The organism is Mesorhizobium sp. P3_A10 (genome assembly GCF_056403175.1).
On the sequence record NZ_JBFUFZ010000001.1, the window covers coordinates 611,415 to 634,513 of the forward strand.

The following is a 23,099-nucleotide window of genomic DNA, read 5'->3' on the forward strand; positions in this document are numbered from 1 at the left end:
TCCCAATGGGGCTGCTGGCCCTGAGCTGCCTCTACCCGATCTTTTTCGCGATCAACAACGCGTTCAAGACCCGCGATGACTACATGCGCGACCGCTTCGGGCTGGCCCTGCAGCCCACGTTCGACAATTTCGTCCAGGCCTGGACCCGCGCGCACCTCAACGAGTACTTCCTCAACTCCGTGATTGCGACGCTCGGGGCGGTCATCTTGTTGATGGTCGTGTCTTCCATGGCCGGCTTTGCCCTGGCGTCGCTGCGCTTTCCCTATCGGCGCTTGCTGTTTGCGGTCATCCTGTCGTCGCTGATGATCCCGGTGCAGGTCGTTCTCGTGCCCTTCATGCGCACGATGCTTGCCCTCGATCTCGTCAACACGCATCTCGGGCTCATCTTGTCATACACCGCATTTTTCCTGCCTTTCTCGGTCTACATGATGACGGCGTTCTACTCCGGACTGCCGCGCGAGCTGATCGAAGCGGCGCGGATCGACGGGGCCAGTTTGCTGCAGGTCTGGTGGCACGTGATGCTGCCCCTGGGAATGCCGGCATTGGTGACGCTGGCTATCCTCAACACCCTCAGCTGCTGGAACGACATTCTGATTTCCCTGCTGGTCATGCAGAAGCACCGCACCCTTATGGTGGGGATTTCCGCGCTCAAGGGCCAGTACTCGGACCAGATACCCCTGTTTACCGCTGGCATCGTCATCGCGGCGGCGCCGATCGTTGTTCTTTACATCCTGTTCCAACGGCGAATCGTTTCGGGGATCGCCGTGGGCGCAGTGAAAGGTTAGTCGATGGCGCGTGTCGAACTGAAACATGTCAGCAAGAGCTTTGGGTCGACGGAGGTTATCCGCGGTGTCTCGCTTTCGATCGAAGAGGGCGAGTTCGCCGTGTTCGTGGGGCCGTCGGGCTGCGGAAAATCCACCCTGCTGCGCATGATTGCCGGGCTCGAAGAGACCAGCGCGGGCGAGATCTTCATCGGCGGTGACGACGTGACCGACGCGGAGCCTGCCGACCGGGGCGTGGCGATGGTGTTCCAGTCCTATGCGCTGTATCCGCATATGACGGTGGCGGACAATATGAGCTTCGGCCTGCGGATGGCGCACCGCCCGAAAGAGGAAATAACCGACAAGGTCGGGCGCGCGGCCAAGATCCTGCAGCTCGAAGACTATTTGCAGCGCAAGCCGGCTCATCTCTCGGGAGGACAGCGCCAGCGGGTTGCAATTGGACGCGCGATCGTGCGCGACCCGAAAGTGTTTCTCTTCGATGAGCCGCTCAGCAATCTGGATGCCGAGCTGCGGGTGCAGATGCGCGTGGAGCTGGCCAAGCTCCACCGGGTCCTAGGCAACACCATGATCTATGTGACGCACGATCAGACGGAAGCGCTGACCATGGCCGATCGGATCGTCGTGTTGCGCAGTGGCCGCATCGAGCAGATCGGCACGCCCGAAAATCTCTATCAAGATCCCGACAACGCGTTCGTCGCGGGTTTCATCGGCTCTCCCCGGATGAACTTTCTGACCGCCACTGTGCAGGCGGGGGGGCGCCTTGCATTTGGCGGCCGAGAGATGGACAGCCCGGCACAGACCCCGCTTGAGCCCAGACGGAAACTGCAGCTCGGTTTGCGGCCCGAGCATCTCGACCAGGACAAGGGCATCGACCTCGAGGCAAGCGTGGAATTCGTCGAAGCGATGGGCTCCACATGCTACGTCCACGCCACGCTGGCGAGCGGCGAGACCATCATCGCGGAGCGGCGGTCGTCACAACCAAGGACCGGCGACAAGATCACCCTGCATTTCGCGCCCGCATCGGCGCGGCTCTTCAGCGACGACGGAGAACGCATCCGGTGAGCCTTCACGCGACTCACCGAGAATTAAGCGTGAGCTACTGATAGTTGGTGGGCCCGGAGGGTCAGCGTTTTCTACACAAAATCAATACGTTAGCGGATGGTTCGCCAAGCCGTTTACTTCGTATTCTCTCGTATGGTCTGGCGAACCTAAGGACGATGAACGCGACTAATTACAGGCTTCGAGGTATCGCCGATGTAGCCGCAGGTGGCCAGGAACTCCCTGGTAATGAATGAGCGAAATTGGCCGCAAGCGGACTGTCCGGCTCTGCCCAGCCGATCAAGCGGACCAGAGGCTTCGCCGAGTGGCTGAGCAGATCGCTTGGTTCATCATGACTCTGGGTTATGGTTGCCTTGGCGCCGCCGCCATTCGCACCTATGGTGCGGGCCACTTTGCTGAGAACGACCCATTGCGTTAATCTTCGAATATGCGCCATCGCTGATAGACCATTTCGCTGAGGGGGCGAAAATTCATGGAGATGCAGCAGGTCCGCTATTTTCTGGCCCTGTCCAACACGCTTAATTTCACCAGAGCAGCGGAAGAGTGCAATGTCACGCAGCCGGCTCTGACGCGTGCAATCAAGACACTTGAAGACGAGTTGGGCGGGGAGCTGCTTCGGCGCGAGCGCCAGCATTCCCATCTGACCGAGCTCGGCCGGCGCATGCTGCCCCTTCTGCAACAATGTTACGATGCTGCCACCTCCGCAAAATCTCTTGCCAAGGCAGTGCAAAGCAGTGACATCGCTCCACTCAACGTCACCATTTCCAATAGTATCAACATAGCGCTTCTGGTTTCACCGTTCACCGAGCTTTTCCGGGCCTACCCAGGTGTGCATCTCAAAATCAGTCGCGGTTCGCCCACCGCTGTCATCGAAGCCCTCAAGAACGGTGAGGTTGAACTAGCGGTTGCCGGCCCGCTGGGACAGGCCTGGGATCGGCTCGACACCTGGCCACTTTTCCAGGAAGGGATCGAGCTCGTCGTGAATTCCGATCACCCTCTTGCCCGTCGAAACGAAGCGGACGTCGCGCTGAGCCAGTTGGCCGCAGAACCCGTGCTCAGCCGCATTGACTGGGAAACGAGCGAAGATCTGTCGCGCGGTCTCGCGGCCAAAGGAATTACGCCTCGCACCACACATGAGGTTGAAACCGACCAGGATTTGCTGGCGCTGCTGGAAGCCAATGCAGGCGTTGGCTTTGTCTCGATGACGGCACCCCGCTCGCCCAACGTCCGCAGGCTCAAGCTGCGTGATCTGGATGTTTCTCGGATCGTCGCCGTCTACGCAGTCGCCGGACGACATCGCTCGCAGGTGGCCATGACGCTCCTCAACCTGCTGCGATCGACCGACTGGTCGACATTTGGTGTCAGCGAGCCCGCCTGAGCGCCGCGATCAAGTCGTCGATGTCCATCCGCCGACGGTAGTCGGGATCGACGAACCGATCTGTGATGAAGCCATCAATCCCGACAACAAAAGTGGCAGGAATCGGAAGGAACCAGCTGTTATTGCCCTGGTAGTTCGGCAGATCGAGGCCAAGGCCCATCAGCCGCTCCATTTCGGCTCCCACCCAGATCGCCAAGTTGAGGGACAAAGCGTAGCCATTGTCCATATCGGTCAGGAAAGGAAAAAGTGCACCAACCGATGCCTTCATCGCCTTCGCGAATTTGCGCCGCTCCGGCATGATCACCACGACCTGGCCGCCCAAACTCGTGATCTCCTGCTGGGCTTCGACGATGCCGATCGCGTTCAGGCGGCAATAGGGACACCAATGTCCGCGCTGAAAGGTTATAACGGCCGGCCCGTGAGCAAGGATTTCAGCCAGGCTCACTAGCCTGCCCTCGTCGTCAGGCAGCAGGAATGCGGGCATGACATCGCCGGGCACGGGCGCGCTTGCGCCTGCTCCCTGCTCCCGGAGGCGCGCTACCAGCCGGTCAACCGCGTCCGCGAAATCCGCGTTCAGTCTGCGCACTGCCCTGGCAATTACCGCCAGCCGCTCGTTGAGAGGTGCATCCAGTTCTATGGCAGCCTGGACGGACTGTTCAAATGTCATTGGCTGGTCGTCGGCGGCCATTTCTGCACTTTCGCAATTTGCATACAGCCTATCATTGAAGCCCCACGGGCGCGGCCATGCTTTTCTTGCATGGAGTCGATGCCTTGCGTGCATCGAAACCGCGGGGATTCATCTTCTGTTCGGTATTTCCGCTCGAATTGTTACATCAGCCGCGGATGTGACAGGTGCCGCCGAGGCCGCGCGCCTCGATCATCGCCACCGACAGGCCGGCAGCACATATAGCGACTTTCACAGCCATCTCGGCATGTCGCCACCAAGGATGACGACATCATGTTTTTCCACCGTCCTGGCCTACCGAGATTCAATGCAATTTGACCCGTGGCTTGGTGCGATGTGACAGGACCCCGATGACCGTATCTCGCATGGCCTTGAAGGTCCCGTGCACTGCTTTGAGATGCATCTTGTAGAGCGAGCGATACATCAATCGGGCAAGCAGACCCTCGACCCTCAGTCCGCCGATCAGGTTGCCAAAGGTGCCGTAATCGGCCAGTGAAACGAGGGAACCGTAGTCGTGGTAACGGAACGCCGGTGCCGCCTGCCCTTCGAGGCGTGCCACGATCACCTTGACCATATGATCGGCTTGCTGATGGGCTGTCTGGGCGCGCGGCGGCAAGGGATCTTCGCTGCCGGGCAATACACAACTCGCGCAGTCGCCGATCGCAAACACGTTTTCGTCTCCTATCGCCCGCAGCGTCTCATCCACGACCAGGCGGTTGATGCGATCTGTATCGAGGCCATCGAGTTGCTTCAGAAAATCCGGCGCCTTGATCCCGGCAGACCACACGACGAGTTTGGCCGGCACGAACAACTTCTCGCCAAGCTTGATACCGTCTTCCGTCACTTCGGTAACCTTGATGCCGCATCGGATCTGAACACCCAGATCGACGAGCCGGCGGGCAGAAGAGCGCGCAAGGTGTTCCGGCAATGCCGGCAGGATGCGCGGTCCGGCCTCGACGATGGTGATGCGGATCAGCCTCTCGAAATCGATGTTGTCGAGATTGTGCGAGGCGATCACCCGCATCGACTTGTGTAACTCGGCCGCCAGTTCAACGCCGGTCGCCCCGGCGCCAACGATGACGCAATGGAGCTGACCCGGCGACAGCTGCTCGTATTGAGCATTGGCCCTCAGGCAGGCATCTATCATGCGCTTGTTGAATCGGACGGCCTGGGTAGCGGTGTCGAGCGCGATCGCGTGACGCGCCGCCCCTGGCGTGTCGAAATCGTTGCTGACGCTGCCGACAGCCAGCACCAGTGTATCGTAGCCCAGCACACGTGGCGGTATGATCTGCCTGCCTTCGTCGTCGAAGCTCGGCGCAACGAAGATCTGGCGTTTGGCGCGATCGATGCCGACGACTTCGCCAATCCGGTATCGATAGTGATGGCGACTGGCATGGCCAATGTATTCCACCGCATCGGTAGACGCGCTCAGTGCGCCTGAGGCGACCTCGTGCAGAAGCGGCTTCCAGATGTGCGTGCGATTGCGGTCGACAAGCGTAACGGAAAGACGCCGCTTGCCGAATTTATGGCCGAGCCGCGTCGCCAGTTCCAGTCCGCCCGCACCGCCGCCGACAATGACCACGCGATGCAGCGAGCTATCCGCATGGGACGCAGTCTCCGGTATCGCGCGGAAAATCGCGGCATTGTTGGCGAGCACGGCTTCCGGAACCAGCCGCATCCCGGGAGTGATGATCTGCATCGGTATTCTCCGTCTTTCTTCCCGCCGCGCTCGAAGAAGTCACTCTTGCGATTCGTGGATAACGATGCCCTGCAGCATGTCGACTTCGCACTCCCACGGTTTCTCCGAGAGGACGCGCTGGCCATGCTCGTAGCCGGCCTGCCAGCGGGAGCGGATGCCGGCGCGGGTGAAGTCGATGTCCTTGGTGTGGTCTTCGCCGTCGAGGCGTGGTGAAAGCAATCTGACCAGGTGCATGACAGACGGGCAACCATAGGAGGCGAGTTCCTTGAACATTGCATCCTCGCGCCGCTCGTCCGGGACGAGCTTTCCCATTTCACGCACGACGTGGCGCAGACGATGCAATTGCTCCTGCCGGGCCACGTGGCTCTTGCCGCGGCTTGCGAATTGAAGGTCCTTTTGCCGCCCCATCACCTGCCAGATCGACTTCGGCTCGGTTGCGAGGGGCTGCCACATGTTGACGGCAAAGATCAGCGCGTCGCGCCGCGGACGCGCGTCCAGCACGACCTCGATGGGCGTGTTCGAATAGATGCCGCCATCCCAGTAGGGCTCGCCGTCGATGCAGACCGCAGGAAACGCCGGCGGCAAGGCGCCCGACGCCATAATGTGCGCCGCCGACAGGGTCATCTCGCGGGTGTCGAAGTATTTGAGTTCACTAGTGTTGACGTTGACCGCCCCGACCGTCAGCCGGGTATGGCGCCGGTTGAGATAGTCGAAGTCGATCAGGTCATTCAGCGTCCGTTTGAGTGGATCGGTCGTGTAGTAGGAGGCGTTCTCGACACCCACTTCGCGGTTCACTCCGAACATGGCACTTGGATTCGGTTCGAAGAACCCCGGTATGCCGCGCATCACGGTGCCCATGTTGGCAAAGACATTGCTTGGAACCATCATTCGGAAAAACTCGTCGAGCGGGCTGATACGGCTAACGCTTTCCCAGAACTCCTGAAGCCTCGCCAGCCGAACCGTTGGCTCGTTTCCGGCAATCAACGCCGCGTTGATGGCGCCGATCGAGGTGCCGATGACCCAATCCGGCTCGATCCCGCCTTCGACGAGCGCCTGGTATACACCAGCCTGATAGGCACCCAAAGCGCCGCCGCCTTGCAGCACCAGCACTGTTTGCCGCTGAACGGCAGCATCGGCCATATGGACGACCTCCGGCAAAGGTTCAGTGGTCGGAGGATTTCGGGTAATCTTGTTCATGGTCTTTACTCCTCGTTGCCGGTTCAATGAGCGGTCCAGCCGCCTTCTATCGGGATGATGGCGCCGGTGATCGAGGCCGCATCGGTCGAGGCCAGGAACAGGCAAAGCGCCGCGACCTGGGCTACGGTTACGAACTGCTTGGTCGGCTGGGCCGACAGGAGCACATCCTTGATGACCTGCTCCTCTGTGATACCGCGGGCCTTGGCCGTATCCGGTATCTGCTTTTCGACCAGCGGGGTGAGCACGTATCCGGGGCAAACCGCATTGACGGTGATACCCTGTTCGGCAACCTCCAGTGCGACCGTCTTGGTCAGACCGGCGACGCCGTGCTTGGCAGCGACGTATGCGGATTTATAAGGCGAGGCGACAAGGGCGTGGGCGGACGCAACGTTGATGATGCGACCCCATTTGCGTTCTTTCATGGCCTGTAGCGCGCGCCGGATCGTGTAGAATGACGACATCAGGTCGATCGCCACGACTGCTTCAAATTTTTCGATCGGAAAGTCATCGATCGGTGCGACATGCTGGATGCCGGCATTGTTGACGAGGATGTCTACCGCGCCGAACTCGGCGATTGCCTTGTCCATCATCGCGGTTATCGCGCTGCCCTTGCTCATGTCCGCACCGTCGTAGCGAACAATCACCCCATGGTCCGCGGCAAGCTTTGCCCGCAGCAACTCGATCTGACCGGGATCGCCGAAGCCGTTCAACACAATGTTGCAGCCCTTCGCAGCGAAGGCCTCGGCGATGCCTTGGCCAATGCCGCTGGTCGAGCCTGTGATCAGTGCCGTCTTTCCTCTGAGCATGGTTGTTTCCTACGGTTGAAGCTGCAGCCGAAATGGCCTGCAAACGGCTGCGAGCAACGGGCCTTAGCACCCGGGTCTCGACTTCTGGGCCAAGTATGGCGGTTGGCTCGGGACAGCGGAAATGCCGTTGAGACATGGATTCGATAGCCCACGGTCAGATCGTCAATCTGTCGCCTGGGATATCAATCGCCGGATCGGGTTGTTTGACGTTGGGGCAGCTAGTAAGATCACCCGGCAATGCGGCTCGTGCCGTATGCCAGCCGCTGGGGGAGCGCGCAGTGGAGATCAGCCAGGTCAGGTATTTCTTGGCCGTCGCCAAGGAACTGAATTTCACCAGGGCGGCCGAGCTGTGCAACGTTACGCAGCCGGCACTGTCGCGCGCAATCAAGCTGCTCGAAGACGAGTTCGGCGGCGCGCTTTTTCACCGTGAGCGACGCTTTACACATCTGACGGAACTCGGTCGCATGGTCGAGACCTATCTCGAAGGCGTTTTTGAGAACTCCCGGCAGGCAAAGCAGATCGCCGAGCAATATGTGCACCTCAAGAAGACGCCTCTCCGGGTCGGCATCATGAGCACCATTGCTCCGGATGAAATCATCGAACTCATTTCGTCCGTGCGCACGCACCATCCTGGTGTGGAGCTTCATCTTTGCGACGCCGATGCACCGAGCTTGCGACGGCGGCTGCTTGGAGGCGACCTCGAGGCGGCAATTTACGCGTTGCCGTCAAACGCGCCCGACGAGGAGGTTCACTCCTTGCCCTTGTTTCAGGAACAGATGGTGATGGTCGTTCATCTCAACCATCGCCTGGCCAACCAGCGCAGCGTGCGGGTGACGGATATGAGCAATGAGACCTACATCCACCGCAACAATTGTGAATTTGCCGGTTATGCCGATGCCATTCTTGCCGAGCAGGGCGTCACGGTCAGTCCCGTTTACTGGAGCGATCGTGACGATTGGACACTCGCGATGATCGCCGCCGGGCTTGGTTTCGGATTCATGCCCGAGCATACCGCCAAGCACCCCGGAGTGGTGCCGTTGCCGATCACCGATCCGGAATTCTGGCGCGAGGTCAATCTCGTCACGGTGCGCGGCCGCAGGCATTCGCCGGCAGTTGGCGCACTCGTGCGCGAGGCCACGCAGAAGAAGTGGTTCGGCGAGCGTGCAAAGGCGTTATCCGCCGCGGAATAGCCTCTGCGCAAAGACCTTCTTTCCCAGGCCAGAGCGAGGGATCTCCGGCGCATGTCCACGCTCAGTTCTTCCTGATCGTCGAGGTCACGGACTGGATGACCTCGGTCGCCATCTTGAACTGCGGGGCGCGGTCCGTGATGCCATGACGCTTGGCGATCCAGTCGAAATCGCTATAGGCGGCGTAAACCGTGCCATCCGCGGTCTGGTAGACCAGCACGCGCACCGGCCAGTCGAGACCGGCTTCGGGATTGGATGTGATGAAGGTTGTGCCGAGCGCCGGGTTGCCGAACATCACCAGCCGCGATGGCCTGACATCGTTGCCGGCATTGTTGCCAAGCTTTGCCTGGTCGATGACGCCGAAGAACTTGATGCCTTTCTTGAGGACATCCTTCTTGATGCGGGCGACGGTTTCAGTGACGGAATAGTCGCTCTTCACCGTAACGACGCCGTCCGAAGCGGCAGCCGGGACGACGATCGCCACAATCATGGCGGCGCCGGCAAACAACGTTTTCAGGTAAGTGGTCATGTCAGTCTCCTTTGTTGGATGGTCAAATTTCGGATGCTAGATCTTTGACGTTTGCAGCATGCGCGCGATCACGATCGCACCGGCAAGGACCGTGGCGAGCACCGCCACACATGCGGTCCAGCCGATCCGGTCGTAGATTTGGCCGATGACGAAGCTGCCGGCGAGCCCACCCGCATAGTAGGAGGCGAGGTAGATACCGCTTGCGGCGGCTCGGTCGCGCGAGGCGGTCCGGCTGACATGCCCCGTGGCTATCGCCTGCGCCAGGAAGGTGCCGATGGCGACCAGTGCCATCCCTACAAGAACGATCGGCAGGCGGGGCACGATCAGCAGAAGCAAACCCAGGACCGCCAGCGCAAGCGTAACGCTGATGCCGATCCGTGGGCCAAGGCTCGCAGCGACGCGCCCGGCGAGCGGCGTGGTCAGCATGGAGGGCAGGAAGACGAAATACACCAGCCCCAGCGCCATCGGCGACAGTGATAGCGGCGCGGCGACGAGTTGGAAGTTCACATAGGTGAACGTGCCGATGAAGACGAAGAGGATCAGGAAGGCGATCACGAAGCAGGCGCGCAACTCGGCGCTTTCCAGCGGGCCTTTCCAAGTCGTGTTGGCGAGACCGCCCTTCGCGTCGGCGCACATCATTGCGGATGTCCTTTGCAGCGTGAACCAGACAAGAGCGGCACCAAACAGATTGAGGGCGGCGAAGGTCAGGAAGTTGGTGGAGATGCCGAACGTGTCAGCAACGGCGGCCGACATTAGCCGTCCGAAGAAATTGCTGGCGACATTGCCCGTTACATAGGCAGCGAGCGCACTGGTCGTCTGCCGTGCGGAGAAATGTTCGGCCAGGTAGGCCATCGTCAGCGTGAACGCAGTCGACATGCATAGGCCTTGCGCTACGCGCAGCAGGGCGAAGACGACTATGCTGTCGGTCTGCGAAAGCAGTGTCGTCGGGATCGCCAATATGGCCAGGCTGATCCAGATGCCGTTGCGGCGATCAATCCCGCGCCCGAATAGGGCAACGGCGATACCTGCCACCGCCATGCCGAATGTGCTGGCGTTGACGGCGAAGCCCATGGTTGCACGGCTGACGCCGAATTTTATCACCAGTGAGGGCAGTATTGCCTGGGTGGCGAACAGATCGACAAGCGTAAGAAATGCGATCAGCGCAACAAGGCCAAAGCGCCAACTATCTGTGGCCACCGTGTGCAACCGCGCCGTCTCTGTCTGTTCACTGGTTGTCATGACGAGGCTCCGTGGCCGGACGTCCCCAGGTGATCACCTGAGGACGCGCTTTCGGTTGCTGAGGTGGGATTGTTCGCCGAAATGTTCGGATCACATCATGTGGTCGTCGGGCATCGCGGGCGGCAGGACGTCGGCGGAATAGAGCACGGCGGGCACCTTGCCGTTGTTCTTCCACCAATGGGCGAGCTGGCCGAACTCGGCGGTCACATCGCCAGCCGGGTGCTCGATGCCCACTTTACAGGTGCTGCGATATTCGGTGATCGAACCTTCGACGATGAGGATGTTGGCCGGGCGCAGATTGTGCTCATGCCATGGCACGACGCCGCCGGGCTGAACGACGAGCTTGCGAAGACGCAGCATGTTACCTTTCCAGGCCTCGCCCTTGCTGCTCAGATCGATGGCCGAGAGAACCGTGTCGACAACGCCAACCGGTTTGCTGGGATGTTCCTGGATATCGGTCGTTGCGGCCTGACCGGCAGGGCAGTCGCCGGCGAAGGCCGGAGCAGAGGAAAATGCAGCGGTTGCCGAAAGCAGACCTGCCGCAAACGCAAGGGTGAGTTTCTTGGTAGCCATCTTGTATTTCTCCTTTGTCGGTGCCCAAACGCGGGAGGCGGGGCATGACGGGGAGAGTGACCGGAGCGACCAGAAAAGAGAAATGCTGACTGGCTCTCAAATCGATACCTGAAAGCTATCGTCGAACGTCGCGAGAGCATAAAAAAGCGCACGACAAGACTTATCGCGCGCTACCAGAATTTGATCGTTTTGCTTCAGGCTGCGGTCTTGTGGATCGCCTGGACTATTGCGCTCTCAGGCCAGCCATGCGCCTTGACGCTGTTCACGAAGGCCGACGCCGCGGGCGAGAACCTGCGCCCCGCGACGACGACCAGAGACACCTCCCGCCAGACTTCGGGGTCTATAACCGGCCGGACCTGCAGGCCCGGGATAACTGCGCTAAATTCAGGGATGAAGCAGATTCCGAGGCCCCCCGAAACCATGTTCTGGATCCAGTCCTCGCGTTCGCTGGCATAGGAAATCCTGAGCTTGACGCCACGATCATTGCAAAGACCAGCAAGATGATCGCGATACTCGCAATTGAGGCGCCTGAGATAATTTTCGCCGTCGAGTTCGGAAATGGCAACATTGTCGTTGCGGGCCAGTCGATGACCGTTGGGAAACGCGAGGACAAAGCGCTCGCGATAGAGCGGTGTGACGTCGAACCGGTCTGGGAAGCTGTCGCTCGACGCCATGATGGCGACGTCGATCTCGCCAGACTCCAGAAGTTGCGAGAGCGATGCCGGCACGCCCTCAACCAGTTGCAGCTGGATGCCCTGCTGCCGCCGGTTGAAGTCAGTCAGCAAGCCGGTGAAGCGACGGGGCCCGATGGTGCACATGACGCCAACCTTCAGGTTGGCGTTTTCCAGGCACAGAAACCTCGATGCCTCCCGCCGCACTCCAGTCAGTTCGTCGAGGATCTGCTGAAAACGGGGGCGAAGCAGCACGCCCAGGTCGGTCAGGTGGGTCAAGCTTCGTTCGCGGCGAAACAGTAGCCCTCCGACCTCCTCCTCGAGTTGCTGGATGGCGCGGGACAGAGCCGGCTGAGTGACGTTGCACTTTTCGCCTGCGCGCGTGAAATTTCGCGTCTCGCACACGGCCAGGAAGTAGCGGATGTGGTGAATGTCCATGCCGATTTGTCCCCAATTGCACGAGGTTGTTCGCGCTTCGGAGACTGCCGCAAGGCTTGCTTTGGCGCCAATGCACTGCGGCTATAAAGTCGATAGCGGTCCGTCATGGCGCCGCGACAGCGCGCCGCGGACTGCTTGCGTTGCGCAGCAGCTGGCCATCACAAAAGACGGTGGCGAGCAGACCGCTCGCCATCGTGACATCATTCCTGTGTTGCCCGGCACGGTCGGTGCACCTCAGTTGGCGCCGCCAAGCGCCAACACATTGGCGCAGAACGCTGCGTGCGGCTTGCTCATGGCTGCGTCATTGCACATCTTCATCATCTTGTCCCGATCACCCCGGGGCGCAGCTCGCCAAGCCTTTTTGAAACCGGCCATCGGCTTCATCGTTTTCATGCCGGCATCGCTATAGAATGACGGCAGCGACGCCAGATCGCTGAAGGCATCGGCGGATGCAGGCCCGGCTAAAAGAGCGAGGGCGAACGCCCCCAAACAGACATTTCGTATTCTCATGACAAGCTCCTCTTGGTGCTTAAGGACCTGCCGGCGACCGTAGTGGCGCCAGCTCCAGTGCAAGATCGCGGGATACTCGCCAGCCTCGCAAACCTTGCGGCGCGGAAGAGATTGCCGCCAATGCAATCTGCCTATGGAGTTCATGCCACCTTGGCATTTCGCCAATGAAGGATCATGCGGCAGTGTCTCCATCAAACGCCTCGCCTGGCGTTCTTCGGGAGGAGACTCAAAAGATGCAAATCCAGGCCGCAACCAACCAAGCCTTTATTGCCGGTGCGAAACTGGTGATTGAAGACCGCCAGCCGATCGACATTACGCTGGCAAGCGACGCACACGGCGCATTTGTCTGGGGCGTGCTCGATCGCCTGCTGGATGAGCCTCGCCTTTCCTTCCGCACCATCACTGCATCCGGTTTCGGAGGCATGGAGGCGGCGGTTCTTGCCTACGGACTGGCTCTGGGCGGCAGGCGTGGGGCAAGGACCGCGCTCACCAATTTCTGGCGGCGCGTCAGCCATGCAACGATGTTCGCGACCGTTACGGCCAATCCGCTGAGGTCGATCCTGGAACAGTCGATCGACATTGACGAGTTGCACAAGAAGAACTGCCCGTTGAAGCTCAACATCCTGGCTTCGAACGCCCGCTCCGACACCGTCACGATTTTCTCCGGCGACCAGTTGTCGATCGACGCGATCCTGGCGGGAGCGACAGTCCCATTCCTCTTTCCGGCCGTGGAAATCGATGGCGATCCATATTGGGGCGAAGGCGATTTTTTGGCCTTGCCGCCCGTGCAGCCGATCGAGGGTGGGCAATGGCTGATTGTAAGCGGCAAACCCTCCACCTGCATCACGCCTTGTGCGACTTACCGTCCCGCCGCAAATGCCGTGAACTCTGTGTCTGTCCACACCATCTTCGACAGACACAGAACAAGTGCTGCCTTGTTTGCCAGGCCTTGGACCGACTGGGGAGAATTGACCGACATGCGTGACCGCGGACGGCAGCAGGCCGAGGACTGGCTTCTCGCCGACCATCCAAGCTTGAGCGAAAACTCAGTCGTCCACAGCAAAAATCTATACGTCTAGGCGCCTCCCTCCGCCTAGTCGCGCCTGCTTCGCTCCGCTCACGAAGTGCAGGCGCAAAAGCCCTCCGGTTCCTCGCCGGAGGGCTTTTGCTCGTCATCCTCCTCAACATAGTGACCGCGTATCAAATCCATGCCGAGACAGCATTTCAGCTTCATCGCGCRTTCGACGACACTGCTTGCAGACAGGCCGCCAGGTCAGTCTTCCCTCGAAACGCAACCAGGAGAAACGACCGTGATCAACACCAAGACCCTTATCGGAACGGCCCTCGCGGCCGCCACCTCGCTTGCCGCAACTGCAGCCTATAGCGGCCCGGCCGCTCAGCCCAACTTCTCGTTCGAGAAGTGCTACGGCGTCGTCAAGGCCGGCCAGAACGACTGCCAGACCGCGACGCACTCATGCGCGGGCACCTCGACCGCCGACAACCAGCCGGATTCCTGGCTCTACGTGCCAGCCGGAAGCTGCGCCAAGATCACCGGCGGCAGCGACAAGCCGAAAGCCTGACCGACGCAAACTTCAAGCCAACCCCTTTGGAAAGGAGCAGACCGATGTCCCATGCATTTCAGCCCCTTACGATCCCGGCATCCGCGGGCATCGGTCTGCGCTCTCCTCACATCAGCGAGATGCTGAGCCGCAGACCCTCCGCCGGATGGCTCGAAGTGCATGCCGAGAACTATATGGGCGACGGCGCCGCCGTCGAGGAGCTTGAACGGCTGCGCCAGATATATCCGCTGTCAGTTCACGGTGTTGGGCTGTCCCTGGGCAGCGCACAGGGGGTGGACCGCGATCATCTGGAAAGGCTGCGCAAGGTCTGCGAGCGGTTCCAGCCTGATCTCGTTTCGGAGCATCTTGCCTGGAGCGTTGCCGACGGCGCCTATCTCAACGACCTGCTGCCGCTTCGCTATGACGAAGAGGCGCTGGCGATTGTGGTGCGCAACGTGGTGACCGTCCAGGACACTCTGAAGCGGCAGGTGCTGATCGAAAATCTGTCCGCCTATGTCGCGTTTGCGGATTCCTCCATGAATGAAGCTGAATTTCTGGCCGAGCTGGTGGCGCAAACTGGCTGCGGCCTGCTGCTGGACGTCAACAATGTCCAGGTCTCGGCGCACAATCTCCAATACGACGCAAAGACCTTCATCGACGCTTTGCCCGCCGATGCCATCGGTGAGATCCACCTTGCCGGTCACGCGACCAATCAGGTCGGCGGCGACACCGTGCTCATCGACGATCACGGCTCTCGTGTGCCGCCAGTTGTCTGGGGGCTCTATCACCATGCCATCAGCCATCTCGGGCCGCGCCCTACGCTGATCGAATGGGATACCGACGTTCCGATTCTCGACGTGTTGCTCGGCGAAGCTATGTGGGCCGACATGCTCTCCGCTTCGATTATGTTCAGCCGCAAGCTGGCCGCAAGGCAGACCGTCCCAACCATGGTCCTGCCAGTGTCCAGCCTGCCAACTTTCGAAAGCACGCGAACCAGCATGCCTGTGCTTGCGGCGTTTGCCGCTGCCAGAGCCAAACCGGCCATGCACATGGCCTTGCCGACAATCGAGGGAGGATATCATGCTGCCGCTTGAACATCTGCAGACCATCGTGGCGCGGTCGGTTCTGGCGATGGAGCCTCTGATCGACGCGAAAATGCTGACCGCTGGCAAGGCCGACCCAATGGCTCGCCTGCGCATCTACCAGAACAACACGCGCAGTTCGTTGACCGCCGTGCTGATGGCCGTCTTCCCTGTTACGGCCCGCCTCGTCGACGAACGTTTCTTCCGCTTCATGGCGAGCGAGTTCATTCGACGGCATCCGCCGGCGGAGTCACGCCTGGCGCGTTATGGCGCGGGCTTCCCTCGCTTCCTGAAGACCATCGACACCCTGTCCGACATGCCGATCGTCGCCGAGACGGCTCGGCTCGAATGGGCCATTGCCGAAGCGCTCGATACAGCTTCGCTGCCGGCCCGCAGTCTCGCCGAATACGACAGCACCGACCTTGGACTGGCGCCGGATATCCTGCTCCAGCCTTCACTGCGAATGATCGTCTCCCCCTGGTCGATCCTGTCGGTATGGATGGAGCATCAACAGGAGACGGCGGTCGATGAAAAAATCACCTGGACAAGGCGCCCCGAACGGGTGGCGCTGTGGAGGTCGGGGAACTACGTGCGGCTTTTTCTGCTCGACCGCGCGAGCTTCGCCTTCTGGCATTCGCTGAAGCACGGCTTCGGCCTTGAGCATGCCACTGGCCGCGCCTTGGCGCTCGACCCGGCCTTCGACCTGGTTTCAGCGCTTGTGCGTCTGTTCCGCGACAGGCTCGTCACCGACGTGCGCGTCCCGCTGCACCCTCTCTCAAACTGAAGGAGACGATCATGACTGCGATACCGGAATATTCCACGCCCCGCCCTGCCGGCCTTGTTGGTCTTTACCGACGAATGATCAAGTTGCCGGAGCGTATCCCATTTTCGCTGGTCCAGCTCGCAGCTCGAGTCGCGATTGCGCATGTCTTCTGGCAGTCCGCACAATCGAAGCTGGCGTCCTGGCCGGTGACGCTGCAGCTGTTCGCCAGCGAATACAATCTACCGCTCATCGATCCGTCGATCGCGGCGCCGCTGGCGACAACAGCAGAGATCACCGGGGCGGTGTTGCTTTTCCTGGGGCTGTTCTCGCGTCTCGGCGCGCTGATGCTGCTCGGCGTCGTTTCGGTTATTCAGATCTTTGTTTTTCCGGAGAACTGGGCCGAACACCTGCTGTGGGCCTCGCTGCTGCTTCTCGTGCTGACCCGTGGCGCCGGCGTCTTCTCGTTTGACTACGTTGCCGACCGTATCACCAGCCAGAGTAAGTGAGGAAACCGCAAGCCATTACGATGCGAGCGCCGGTCTTTGATGCAGTCGCATTTCCCTTACAACAGCCCACTGCCAGCGCGTTCCAAGACGATGTCGTTGCTGTCGGGGGGGGAACGGAGCCCTCGCGCGTCCTGGACGCCATCTCACTGCGGGCTTGCACAAGATCGCCCTCTGCGCAATTGATCCCGCCTTGCATGCGCTCCTGGGGTGCGCAATGCTAACAGGATGGTCGGAAGGAAGTCGATGTTGAAGCGCCTCGTGGCAACCTGTGTGATAGGGTTGTCGGCGTGTCCCGCGTTAGCCCAACATCAAATGAACCGGGAAGAGACCATCGCGCAAGTCGCGGCAGATATAGCGTTTATCGAGGAGACGCTGCCGTCATATAGGATTTCCAACGGCGAAATCGCTCCGGAGGTTCTGCGAGAGAACCTTCAAAGGGCCGTTACGAGGGCGATGGCGCTTCGCGATCGACTTGCTTCCAATCCCTACGTTCGCGTTTCGGGGCTTACGATAGGATACCCCGCCGGCTTGACCATCCAATTGTCGTTCCCCGATCAAACTCCCTGATTTCGCAGCCGCAAAAGCCTTGTTGGGCCGGTGTTTTCGCAAAGCGGAAGGCGATTTTGGTTGGACCCCATACAGTGCCGCTTCCATGATAACGCAATTGAGACCTGAGCAGGCCGCATATTCGATGGGCCAACCATGGATCAGATGAGTGAAAGAAGGACCATGACGATCCCGAGCGCAGCCACGTTCCATACGAGGGAGCGTAAGAGAAAAACCCCTGCTGCGTATAATGCGAGATAGGCGATACGAGCCCAAAAATAGAGCTGAACACCCCACTCGGTCATCCAGCTGTGCGTGGCTGTCAGATGTGCGATCAGAACAGCTGCAGCGAACAGAGGAAACGTCTCGACGAAATTCTGCAGCGCTCGGGCCAGTCGGCCCGCAAGCCCGGTCAATTCTGGCACGGCCTCGTCCCGTGAGCCGGCCGTCCAAGCATAACCACGTTGCAGGCTTGCAGCATGCGAGGCTAGGATAATTTGCACTAATCCCAGCCCTATGCTGAACGCGAGCAACTTGAGCTCAAGTGTCATTTCGGTCCTTCACATGCTTGATGCCGCGCCTGCGGTGACGGCTATCATATCGTCCCCGCAACTCAAGGAACAGACGCGGCCAAGGCTTCGCACGCAATGGTAGGACGTGAGTTCGGCACGGCTGTGAGAGACCGCCTCGCCATCAGTCATGCTTTGGCGGCACCAGGGCTTTGCGCAAACGCGGGGCTACAAAATCAAGAAAGAATCGCATCTTGAGTGGCAAAAGTCCCTGACCTGCATGGACGAGACTGACCGCCATGGGTGCCGGTTCGAACTCTTCAAGAACGGCCACCAGCTTTCCCTGTTCCATCGCCTTTGCCGCTTGATAGGAGAGGACCCTGGTGACGCCTACACCTGCAATGGCAGCGTCGATCGCGGCTTCCGCGGTATTCACTGACAGGCGTGACCGGATCGCTACGGTCTGCTCAGCGCGTGAGATTGGCGTGGCAAAACGCCAGGACGTGGCGGACGCCACAACATCAAACGTGACGCAAGAGAGTCCGGAGAGATCGGCCGGCGTCCTCGGCAGGTCGTGGTCGGCAAAATAGGTCGGACTGCCGCAAACCACACTGCGCACGGATCCTACCCGCGTCGCCACCATGCTGCTATCTGGCAAGGGGCCAATCCGCACAGCCATGTCGACATGATCGTCGACGAGATTCACATTGCGGTCTGACAAAACCAACCGGACATTGATGTCCGGAAAGCGCGCCAAGAAATCATTTATCGTCGGCAACACATGTAGCCGCCCGAATACAACGGGTGCCGTAATAATCAGATCGCCCTTTGGCACGTTGTATTCGCCCGAAGCAGTTCGCTCCGCCTCGCCCACCTGCTCCAGGATTCGCCTGGAGGCTGCGACGTAGGCGGCTCCGCTCTCGGTGAGGATAAGTCGGCGTGTCGATCGGACGAGCAGGCGGGTGTGGAGATAGGCTTCCAATTCCGCCACCTTGCGACTGACAGTTGGAAGCGGTGTTCCAAGTTTCCGCCCTGCTGCTGAGAGACTGCCGGTTTCGACGGCGGCAATCAGAATTGACATGGCTTCTAGGCGGTCCACGCGCAAGCCCTTCCATATATTGAGAGGTCATATCTCCTAGGTATCCAATACTCTCACCACCTGGAAGATAATAGATAGCTCCTGTCGCATCGACATCATCGAACAGGAGAGGCTTATAAAATGTCCCGCATTGCCATCCCGACCCGTGAAGCAGCCCCGACCGCCTCGCAACCCATTCTAGACGCCGTGAACAAGCAGCTTGGCGTCGTGCCCGGCCTTTTCCGCCTCGTATCCATAAGCCCTGCAGCTCTGACGGGCATGACCAGCCTGTCTGGTGCGCTCACCAAAGCACTGGACGTGAAGACCCGCGAGCGCATTGCATTAGCCGTTGCCCAGGTGAACGGCTGCGACTACTGCCTGTCCGCTCATACCTATCTCGGTCTTAATCTGGCAAAGATCAGCCCCGAGGAGATCGCGCTCAACCGCAAGGGCAGGTCGAGCGATCCCAAGGCTGACGCGGCGGTGCGTTTCGCGGCCAGGGTGGCGGTGACCCGCGGCAAGGTAACGGACGCCGAGATTGCCGCCGTGAAATCGGCGGGTTTTACCGAGGCTCAAGTTATCGAGATTGTCGCCATCGTAGCCGAGAACTTCCTGACCAATCTCATCAACAATGTTGCCGGGACCGATATCGACTTTCCCGTCGTTCTCGCCGCCGAAGCTGCCTGACCGACCCCGCTCCACATTACGCCCGGTCCGCCGCCTAGGGTGGGCCGGGCGATTTCGGATCTGGTCTCGTGGAGGCTCCGGCAGCGGCGGTAACGATGCCGTGAGGCTGTAACGGTCGGTTCCCATGGGGCGAATAAGAGGCCGTCTCCCTAGCGCGCCATAGCGCGCTTTTTTCGAATAGTGCCGAACCTCAGGCACACCGCCCAAAGAAAGGTATACCGGGAATGCATCTCAGTGGACTCGTCACGAGAACTAGACTCTTCTCGTCCACCACAGCCGGATGGGCGCCGTTGCCGATAAGGTTGATCGTGGGCTTTGGCTTCCTTGCCCATGGCTATGCCAAACTCAGCAGAGGGCCGGGAAGCTTTGGCGTCGTGCTTCAGACACTCGGAGTCCCTGAGCCTCAAGCGCTAGCATGGTTGACAACGCTGGTTGAACTTGTCGGCGGCGGTGCTGTCTTGGCGGGCGCATTCATTCCACTCGTTAGCGTGCCGATGGCGATCGTGCTTTTGACTGCATTGTTCACGGTCCATTCCCAGTATGGGTTCTTCTCGGTGAAGTTTGCTGAGGTGACGGCCGAGGGGATCCGGTTCGGGCCTGTTGGCTACGAAATCATCCTGCTTTACCTCGCCGGCCTTGCAACGCTTGCAGTAGGCGGTCCTGGCCGTTTGTCGCTTGAGACGGTCTTGTCTCGACCCAAGGGAATCGAGCGCTCGAAATGACCACCCTTGCCCAACCCCAGCACGATCTTTCGGCAATTGAGATCGACGCCTTCGAAGACAGGATCTACGCCTACAACCGGGAAGCTGTAGGGCGTGATGACGCTCAGGGCCTTGGCTTTGTGATCCGCGACGCGGTTGGACGCATCGTCGGCATTGCAACGGGATTTTCATGGGCAGGCACTTCCGAACTCAAACAGATGTGGATCGACGAGGCGCATAGGGGACGTGGCTATGCGCGAGCGTTGTTGAACGCCTTCGCGGCCGAGGCCGAGGCTCGAGGCGTTCGTCGGATTTGGGTGCAGAGCCATGATTTCCAAGCGCCAGGAATGTATGAAAAATCCGGCTTCGTGCGCGTAGCTGAGTTTGCGGATTGGCCCGAGGGACACTCCAACGTCATTCTCTGCAAAATACTTGAAGAGCCGACTGCAACCCAATGACCACCATCCGAATTGCGCAAGACCCTGACGCGGAAGCACTACCCGATATCGAACAGTCCGCGGGTGAAGCTTACCGTGGGGTCGAGGAGCTTGCCTGGATTGCCGATGACGATAACCAGACCGTCGAGCGCCACCGTGAACTCATCGCCAGGGGCACGTGCTGGGTCGCGGCGGAGCTCGACGACCCGCCGGTCGCATTCCTGAGCGCGGAGATCCAGGATGACACATTGCACATCTGGGAACTTGCCGTGCGCCTTGATCGACAACGCTCGGGTATCGGACGCGCCTTGCTAGAAAAGGCCGTTGCGGATGCGAGGCGTCGTCGCCTTGTCGCTATTACCCTGACGACGTTCCGAGACGTGATCTGGAACGCGCCATTTTACCAGAAGCTGGGCTTTCGGGTGATGGATGACGCGCAGGCCGGAGAGCGGCTTCGACAGGTGCTGCGCCGAGAGGTCGAACACGGAATGCCGGCAAGCCGACGTTGCGCCATGCGCCTTATGCTCACTGAAGTTTGAGCTTACTGGCAACTCAAACTGGGCTCTACGCGGCAGAGTCGAATGTTTCAAGATTTCTGGATCTTCTGCGCCGGATCGCCTCGGCGATGAACAGGCGAGATAGGGCGTGGTAAAGCGGCTCGTTCGAAATCAATCGCGCTGTCCCATAGCCCAGCATCGATGCGCACATCAGCGCAATGACATTGTCGTGGTTGCCGGTCATTTCGAGGATAATGACGAAGGCCGTCATCGGAGCCTGGACAACGCCGGCAAAATAGCCAGCCATGCCAAGCAGCGCAGCGGTGCCGGTGGCGGCGCCGAGGAGTAGGCCAAGCGCGCTGCCAAGGCCGGCTCCTACGGCTAACGATGGCGCGAAGATGCCGCCCGGAATGCCCGAAACCATCGAGAGCAGGCCAGCCGCGAATTTCTCAGCAAAGAAAAACGCCGGCAGCGGCGTGCCTTCGATGGCTCCCCGCGCCTGAGCATAGCCGGTGCCGAAGGTGAGGCCATTCGAGGCGATCCCGATGGCGGCCACCGCCAGCCCGCAAATGCTTGCCACAACCATTGTGCGCCAGAGCGGCTGCAACGCGTTCCAGCGCCGGATGCGGCGCATCGCTTTCAGCGCCAGCAGAGAAAATAGCGCGCCGACACCGCCGCCGATGATGCCGCAGGCAAGCACCAGCGGCCAGTCGCTGGCAAAGGAAACTGTTTCTTTGGCGACGCCGAAGTATGTGTAGTTTCCGACCAGGCCCAATGATGCGAGTCCAGCGAGGATCACCGCCGTTAGCACCAGCCCATTGGTGCGGGATTCATAGGCGCGGCCCATCTCCTCGATAGCGAAGACAATGCCGGCAAGCGGTGTGTTGAAGGCAGCCGCTATGCCGGCCGCGGACCCGGCCAGGATCAGTCCGCGCGCCTGCCCCATGCCGCCCCAGCGCGCGACCTGCAGCATCAGGGAGGCGCCGACCTGCACTGTCGGTCCCTCGCGACCAATTGAAGCCCCGCAGCCTAGACCGACGACGGTGAGCGCGATCTTGCCCACCACCAGCCGCAACGACAGGATGTGGCCGCGGTCTTCGTCATCGCGCAGATGGCGCGCGGCGATCGCCTGCGGAATGCCGCTGCCCTGCGAGCCCGGAAAGAAGGAATGCGCAAGCCAGGCGCAGAGAACGAAGCCGAGCGGCGTTAGCACCAATGGCAGGTAAAAGCGCCAGCCGCTACCGCTGTCGATAACGGTATGGAATAGCGCCTGTGCTTGGTCGGCAAGGATCGCGAACAGCACGCTGATCAGCCCGATCGAAATGGCACCTGCCCAGAAGACAATGCGCGGCTGCCAGACGCGTCGCGAAACCCACATCGCCTGCGAGCGCCGCAGCATCGGATGTCGTCGCGATAAGCGTGCCATGTTGGGTCCCTTCGTAATAGACCCGGCCTAACACACCCACCGAGCCGATCAACCTTGCGAAGCAAAAGCTATGGCTGGCGAGGATCAGCAACCACGGCAGTGACATGGTCTCGATGGCGCAGGATCGATCGGACATCCCGCCGGCGCGCGTGCCGGCGGGATGGAAGCATTGACTGGGCGCGATGACTCCTCACATCGCCATTTTTTCACACTCGGCCTGGGCCTTCTTGGTCGACGTATCGACCATGTAGGTTTTGCCCTTGGCGTCGGTCATCATCATCATGCAATGCTTGATCGGCTTGGCCATTTTCATCATTTCGGCGCTCATCTTGGCGTCCGGCATCATGGTGCCCATATGCCCATCGGGCATGACGGCTGTCACTTGCCCGCCCTTCATCATGGACATCGTGCCCATTGTGTCTTCGGCGAATGCCTGCGAGGCGCAAAGAGCGGCAATGCTGACGGCGACAAAGATTTTGAACGAATGCATTCGGAATACTCCCATTTTTTGAGGGGCAGAGTTGCCCCATTCTGGGCTTCGCTGGAAATTAGGGT

General features: G+C 60.2%; 26 protein-coding genes. 13 read left to right on the forward strand and 13 right to left on the reverse strand.

What is annotated here, in order from left to right; all coding sequences use genetic code 11:
* The first annotated feature begins 5 nt into the window (after window positions 1-5).
* From AC1DXU_RS02930 to AC1DXU_RS02940, 3 genes are all read left to right on the forward strand, one after another.
* Window positions 6-785, forward strand: coding sequence for a carbohydrate ABC transporter permease (locus AC1DXU_RS02930; RefSeq protein ID WP_477312536.1), 780 nt, complete (start codon window positions 6-8; stop codon window positions 783-785).
* Between the two features lie 3 nt (window positions 786-788).
* Window positions 789-1,844 (forward strand): ABC transporter ATP-binding protein, encoded by a 1,056-nt coding sequence (locus AC1DXU_RS02935; RefSeq protein WP_477364147.1) that lies wholly within the window; start codon window positions 789-791, stop codon window positions 1,842-1,844.
* Between the two features lie 469 nt (window positions 1,845-2,313).
* Window positions 2,314-3,219, forward strand: a complete 906-nt coding sequence (locus tag AC1DXU_RS02940; protein ID WP_477270609.1) for a LysR family transcriptional regulator — start codon at window positions 2,314-2,316, stop codon at window positions 3,217-3,219.
* Here AC1DXU_RS02940 and AC1DXU_RS02945 read toward each other — a convergent pair.
* The 4 genes from AC1DXU_RS02945 to AC1DXU_RS02960 all read right to left on the reverse strand — a co-directional run bounded on the left by AC1DXU_RS02945 (window position 3,203) and on the right by AC1DXU_RS02960 (window position 7,606).
* Complete coding sequence (locus AC1DXU_RS02945) at window positions 3,203-3,907, reverse strand: peroxiredoxin-like family protein (RefSeq protein WP_477270607.1); 705 nt, start codon at window positions 3,905-3,907, stop codon at window positions 3,203-3,205. The two genes, AC1DXU_RS02940 and AC1DXU_RS02945, sit on opposite strands and share 17 nt — an antisense overlap.
* A gap of 301 nt (window positions 3,908-4,208) precedes the next feature.
* The gene (locus AC1DXU_RS02950) at window positions 4,209-5,561 is read right to left on the reverse strand and encodes an NAD(P)/FAD-dependent oxidoreductase (RefSeq protein WP_477364152.1); all 1,353 of its coding nucleotides are present in this window, start codon (window positions 5,559-5,561) and stop codon (window positions 4,209-4,211) included.
* An 81-nt stretch (window positions 5,562-5,642) separates the two neighbouring features.
* Window positions 5,643-6,743: a patatin-like phospholipase family protein gene (locus tag AC1DXU_RS02955; protein ID WP_477270603.1), complete on the reverse strand. Its 1,101-nt coding sequence runs from the start codon at window positions 6,741-6,743 to the stop codon at window positions 5,643-5,645.
* Between the two features lie 80 nt (window positions 6,744-6,823).
* Complete coding sequence (locus AC1DXU_RS02960; protein ID WP_477364155.1) at window positions 6,824-7,606, reverse strand: 3-hydroxybutyrate dehydrogenase; 783 nt, start codon at window positions 7,604-7,606, stop codon at window positions 6,824-6,826.
* Between the two features lie 278 nt (window positions 7,607-7,884).
* On the opposite strand from AC1DXU_RS02960, the gene AC1DXU_RS02965 reads away from it, so the two are divergent.
* A complete protein-coding gene (locus AC1DXU_RS02965; RefSeq protein ID WP_477270599.1) occupies window positions 7,885-8,796 on the forward strand; it encodes a LysR family transcriptional regulator in 912 nt (303 codons plus the stop codon).
* A gap of 61 nt (window positions 8,797-8,857) precedes the next feature.
* Here AC1DXU_RS02965 and AC1DXU_RS02970 read toward each other — a convergent pair whose 3' ends face one another.
* From AC1DXU_RS02970 to AC1DXU_RS02990, 5 genes are all read right to left on the reverse strand, one after another.
* Window positions 8,858-9,322, reverse strand: a complete 465-nt coding sequence (locus AC1DXU_RS02970; protein WP_477270597.1) for a DUF302 domain-containing protein — start codon at window positions 9,320-9,322, stop codon at window positions 8,858-8,860.
* 36 nt (window positions 9,323-9,358) lie between these two features.
* Complete coding sequence (locus tag AC1DXU_RS02975) at window positions 9,359-10,561, reverse strand: MFS transporter (protein ID WP_477270595.1); 1,203 nt, start codon at window positions 10,559-10,561, stop codon at window positions 9,359-9,361.
* 90 nt (window positions 10,562-10,651) lie between these two features.
* Window positions 10,652-11,134, reverse strand: coding sequence for a cupin domain-containing protein (locus AC1DXU_RS02980; RefSeq protein ID WP_477270593.1), 483 nt, complete (start codon window positions 11,132-11,134; stop codon window positions 10,652-10,654).
* Between the two features lie 194 nt (window positions 11,135-11,328).
* Window positions 11,329-12,243 (reverse strand): LysR family transcriptional regulator, encoded by a 915-nt coding sequence (locus AC1DXU_RS02985; RefSeq protein ID WP_477270591.1) that lies wholly within the window; start codon window positions 12,241-12,243, stop codon window positions 11,329-11,331.
* A gap of 234 nt (window positions 12,244-12,477) precedes the next feature.
* Entirely contained in the window at window positions 12,478-12,948 is a 471-nt protein-coding gene (locus AC1DXU_RS02990; protein WP_477364160.1) for a hypothetical protein, read from the reverse strand.
* A gap of 38 nt (window positions 12,949-12,986) precedes the next feature.
* On the opposite strand from AC1DXU_RS02990, the gene AC1DXU_RS02995 reads away from it, so the two are divergent.
* The 5 genes from AC1DXU_RS02995 (at window position 12,987) to AC1DXU_RS03015 (ending at window position 16,663) form a co-directional block, all read left to right on the forward strand.
* Window positions 12,987-13,832: a patatin-like phospholipase family protein gene (locus AC1DXU_RS02995; protein ID WP_477364163.1), complete on the forward strand. Its 846-nt coding sequence runs from the start codon at window positions 12,987-12,989 to the stop codon at window positions 13,830-13,832.
* Window positions 13,833-14,063: 231 nt separating this feature from the next.
* Window positions 14,064-14,333 carry a BufA1 family periplasmic bufferin-type metallophore gene (locus AC1DXU_RS03000; protein WP_477270585.1) on the forward strand — a complete coding sequence of 90 codons (270 nt, stop codon included), beginning with the start codon at window positions 14,064-14,066 and terminating at the stop codon, window positions 14,331-14,333.
* Between the two features lie 44 nt (window positions 14,334-14,377).
* On the forward strand, window positions 14,378-15,406 hold the full coding sequence (gene bufB, locus AC1DXU_RS03005; RefSeq protein ID WP_477365964.1) for an MNIO family bufferin maturase: 1,029 nt from the start codon (window positions 14,378-14,380) through the stop codon (window positions 15,404-15,406).
* Entirely contained in the window at window positions 15,393-16,178 is a 786-nt protein-coding gene (locus tag AC1DXU_RS03010) for an HvfC/BufC family peptide modification chaperone (protein ID WP_477364166.1), read from the forward strand. The genes bufB and AC1DXU_RS03010 overlap by 14 nt, the downstream gene beginning before the upstream one ends.
* An 11-nt stretch (window positions 16,179-16,189) precedes the next feature.
* Window positions 16,190-16,663: a DoxX family protein gene (locus tag AC1DXU_RS03015; RefSeq protein WP_477364169.1), complete on the forward strand. Its 474-nt coding sequence runs from the start codon at window positions 16,190-16,192 to the stop codon at window positions 16,661-16,663.
* Between the two features lie 707 nt (window positions 16,664-17,370).
* On the opposite strand, the gene AC1DXU_RS03020 is transcribed toward AC1DXU_RS03015, so the two are convergent.
* Together AC1DXU_RS03020 and AC1DXU_RS03025 are read right to left on the reverse strand one after the other, a co-directional pair.
* A complete protein-coding gene (locus tag AC1DXU_RS03020; RefSeq protein ID WP_477364171.1) occupies window positions 17,371-17,760 on the reverse strand; it encodes an MAPEG family protein in 390 nt (129 codons plus the stop codon).
* A gap of 142 nt (window positions 17,761-17,902) precedes the next feature.
* Window positions 17,903-18,817: a LysR family transcriptional regulator gene (locus AC1DXU_RS03025; RefSeq protein ID WP_477364174.1), complete on the reverse strand. Its 915-nt coding sequence runs from the start codon at window positions 18,815-18,817 to the stop codon at window positions 17,903-17,905.
* A gap of 120 nt (window positions 18,818-18,937) precedes the next feature.
* Between AC1DXU_RS03025 and AC1DXU_RS03030 the strand changes: the two genes are divergently transcribed.
* The 4 genes from AC1DXU_RS03030 to AC1DXU_RS03045 all read left to right on the forward strand — a co-directional run bounded on the left by AC1DXU_RS03030 (window position 18,938) and on the right by AC1DXU_RS03045 (window position 21,160).
* Window positions 18,938-19,483: a carboxymuconolactone decarboxylase family protein gene (locus tag AC1DXU_RS03030; RefSeq protein WP_477270573.1), complete on the forward strand. Its 546-nt coding sequence runs from the start codon at window positions 18,938-18,940 to the stop codon at window positions 19,481-19,483.
* Window positions 19,484-19,773: 290 nt separating this feature from the next.
* Entirely contained in the window at window positions 19,774-20,205 is a 432-nt protein-coding gene (locus tag AC1DXU_RS03035) for a DoxX family protein (RefSeq protein ID WP_477364178.1), read from the forward strand.
* Complete coding sequence (locus AC1DXU_RS03040; RefSeq protein WP_477270569.1) at window positions 20,202-20,642, forward strand: GNAT family N-acetyltransferase; 441 nt, start codon at window positions 20,202-20,204, stop codon at window positions 20,640-20,642. The genes AC1DXU_RS03035 and AC1DXU_RS03040 overlap by 4 nt, the downstream gene beginning before the upstream one ends.
* The gene (locus AC1DXU_RS03045; RefSeq protein WP_477364181.1) at window positions 20,639-21,160 is read left to right on the forward strand and encodes a GNAT family N-acetyltransferase; all 522 of its coding nucleotides are present in this window, start codon (window positions 20,639-20,641) and stop codon (window positions 21,158-21,160) included. Before AC1DXU_RS03040 ends, AC1DXU_RS03045 begins: the two co-directional genes overlap by 4 nt.
* Window positions 21,161-21,185: 25 nt before the next feature.
* Here the strand turns inward: AC1DXU_RS03045 and AC1DXU_RS03050 are convergent, their stop codons facing one another.
* Together AC1DXU_RS03050 and AC1DXU_RS03055 are read right to left on the reverse strand one after the other, a co-directional pair.
* On the reverse strand, window positions 21,186-22,544 hold the full coding sequence (locus AC1DXU_RS03050) for a chloride channel protein (protein ID WP_477270565.1): 1,359 nt from the start codon (window positions 22,542-22,544) through the stop codon (window positions 21,186-21,188).
* Between the two features lie 190 nt (window positions 22,545-22,734).
* Window positions 22,735-23,034 (reverse strand): hypothetical protein, encoded by a 300-nt coding sequence (locus AC1DXU_RS03055; RefSeq protein ID WP_477270563.1) that lies wholly within the window; start codon window positions 23,032-23,034, stop codon window positions 22,735-22,737.
* Between the last annotated feature and the right edge of the window lie 65 nt (window positions 23,035-23,099).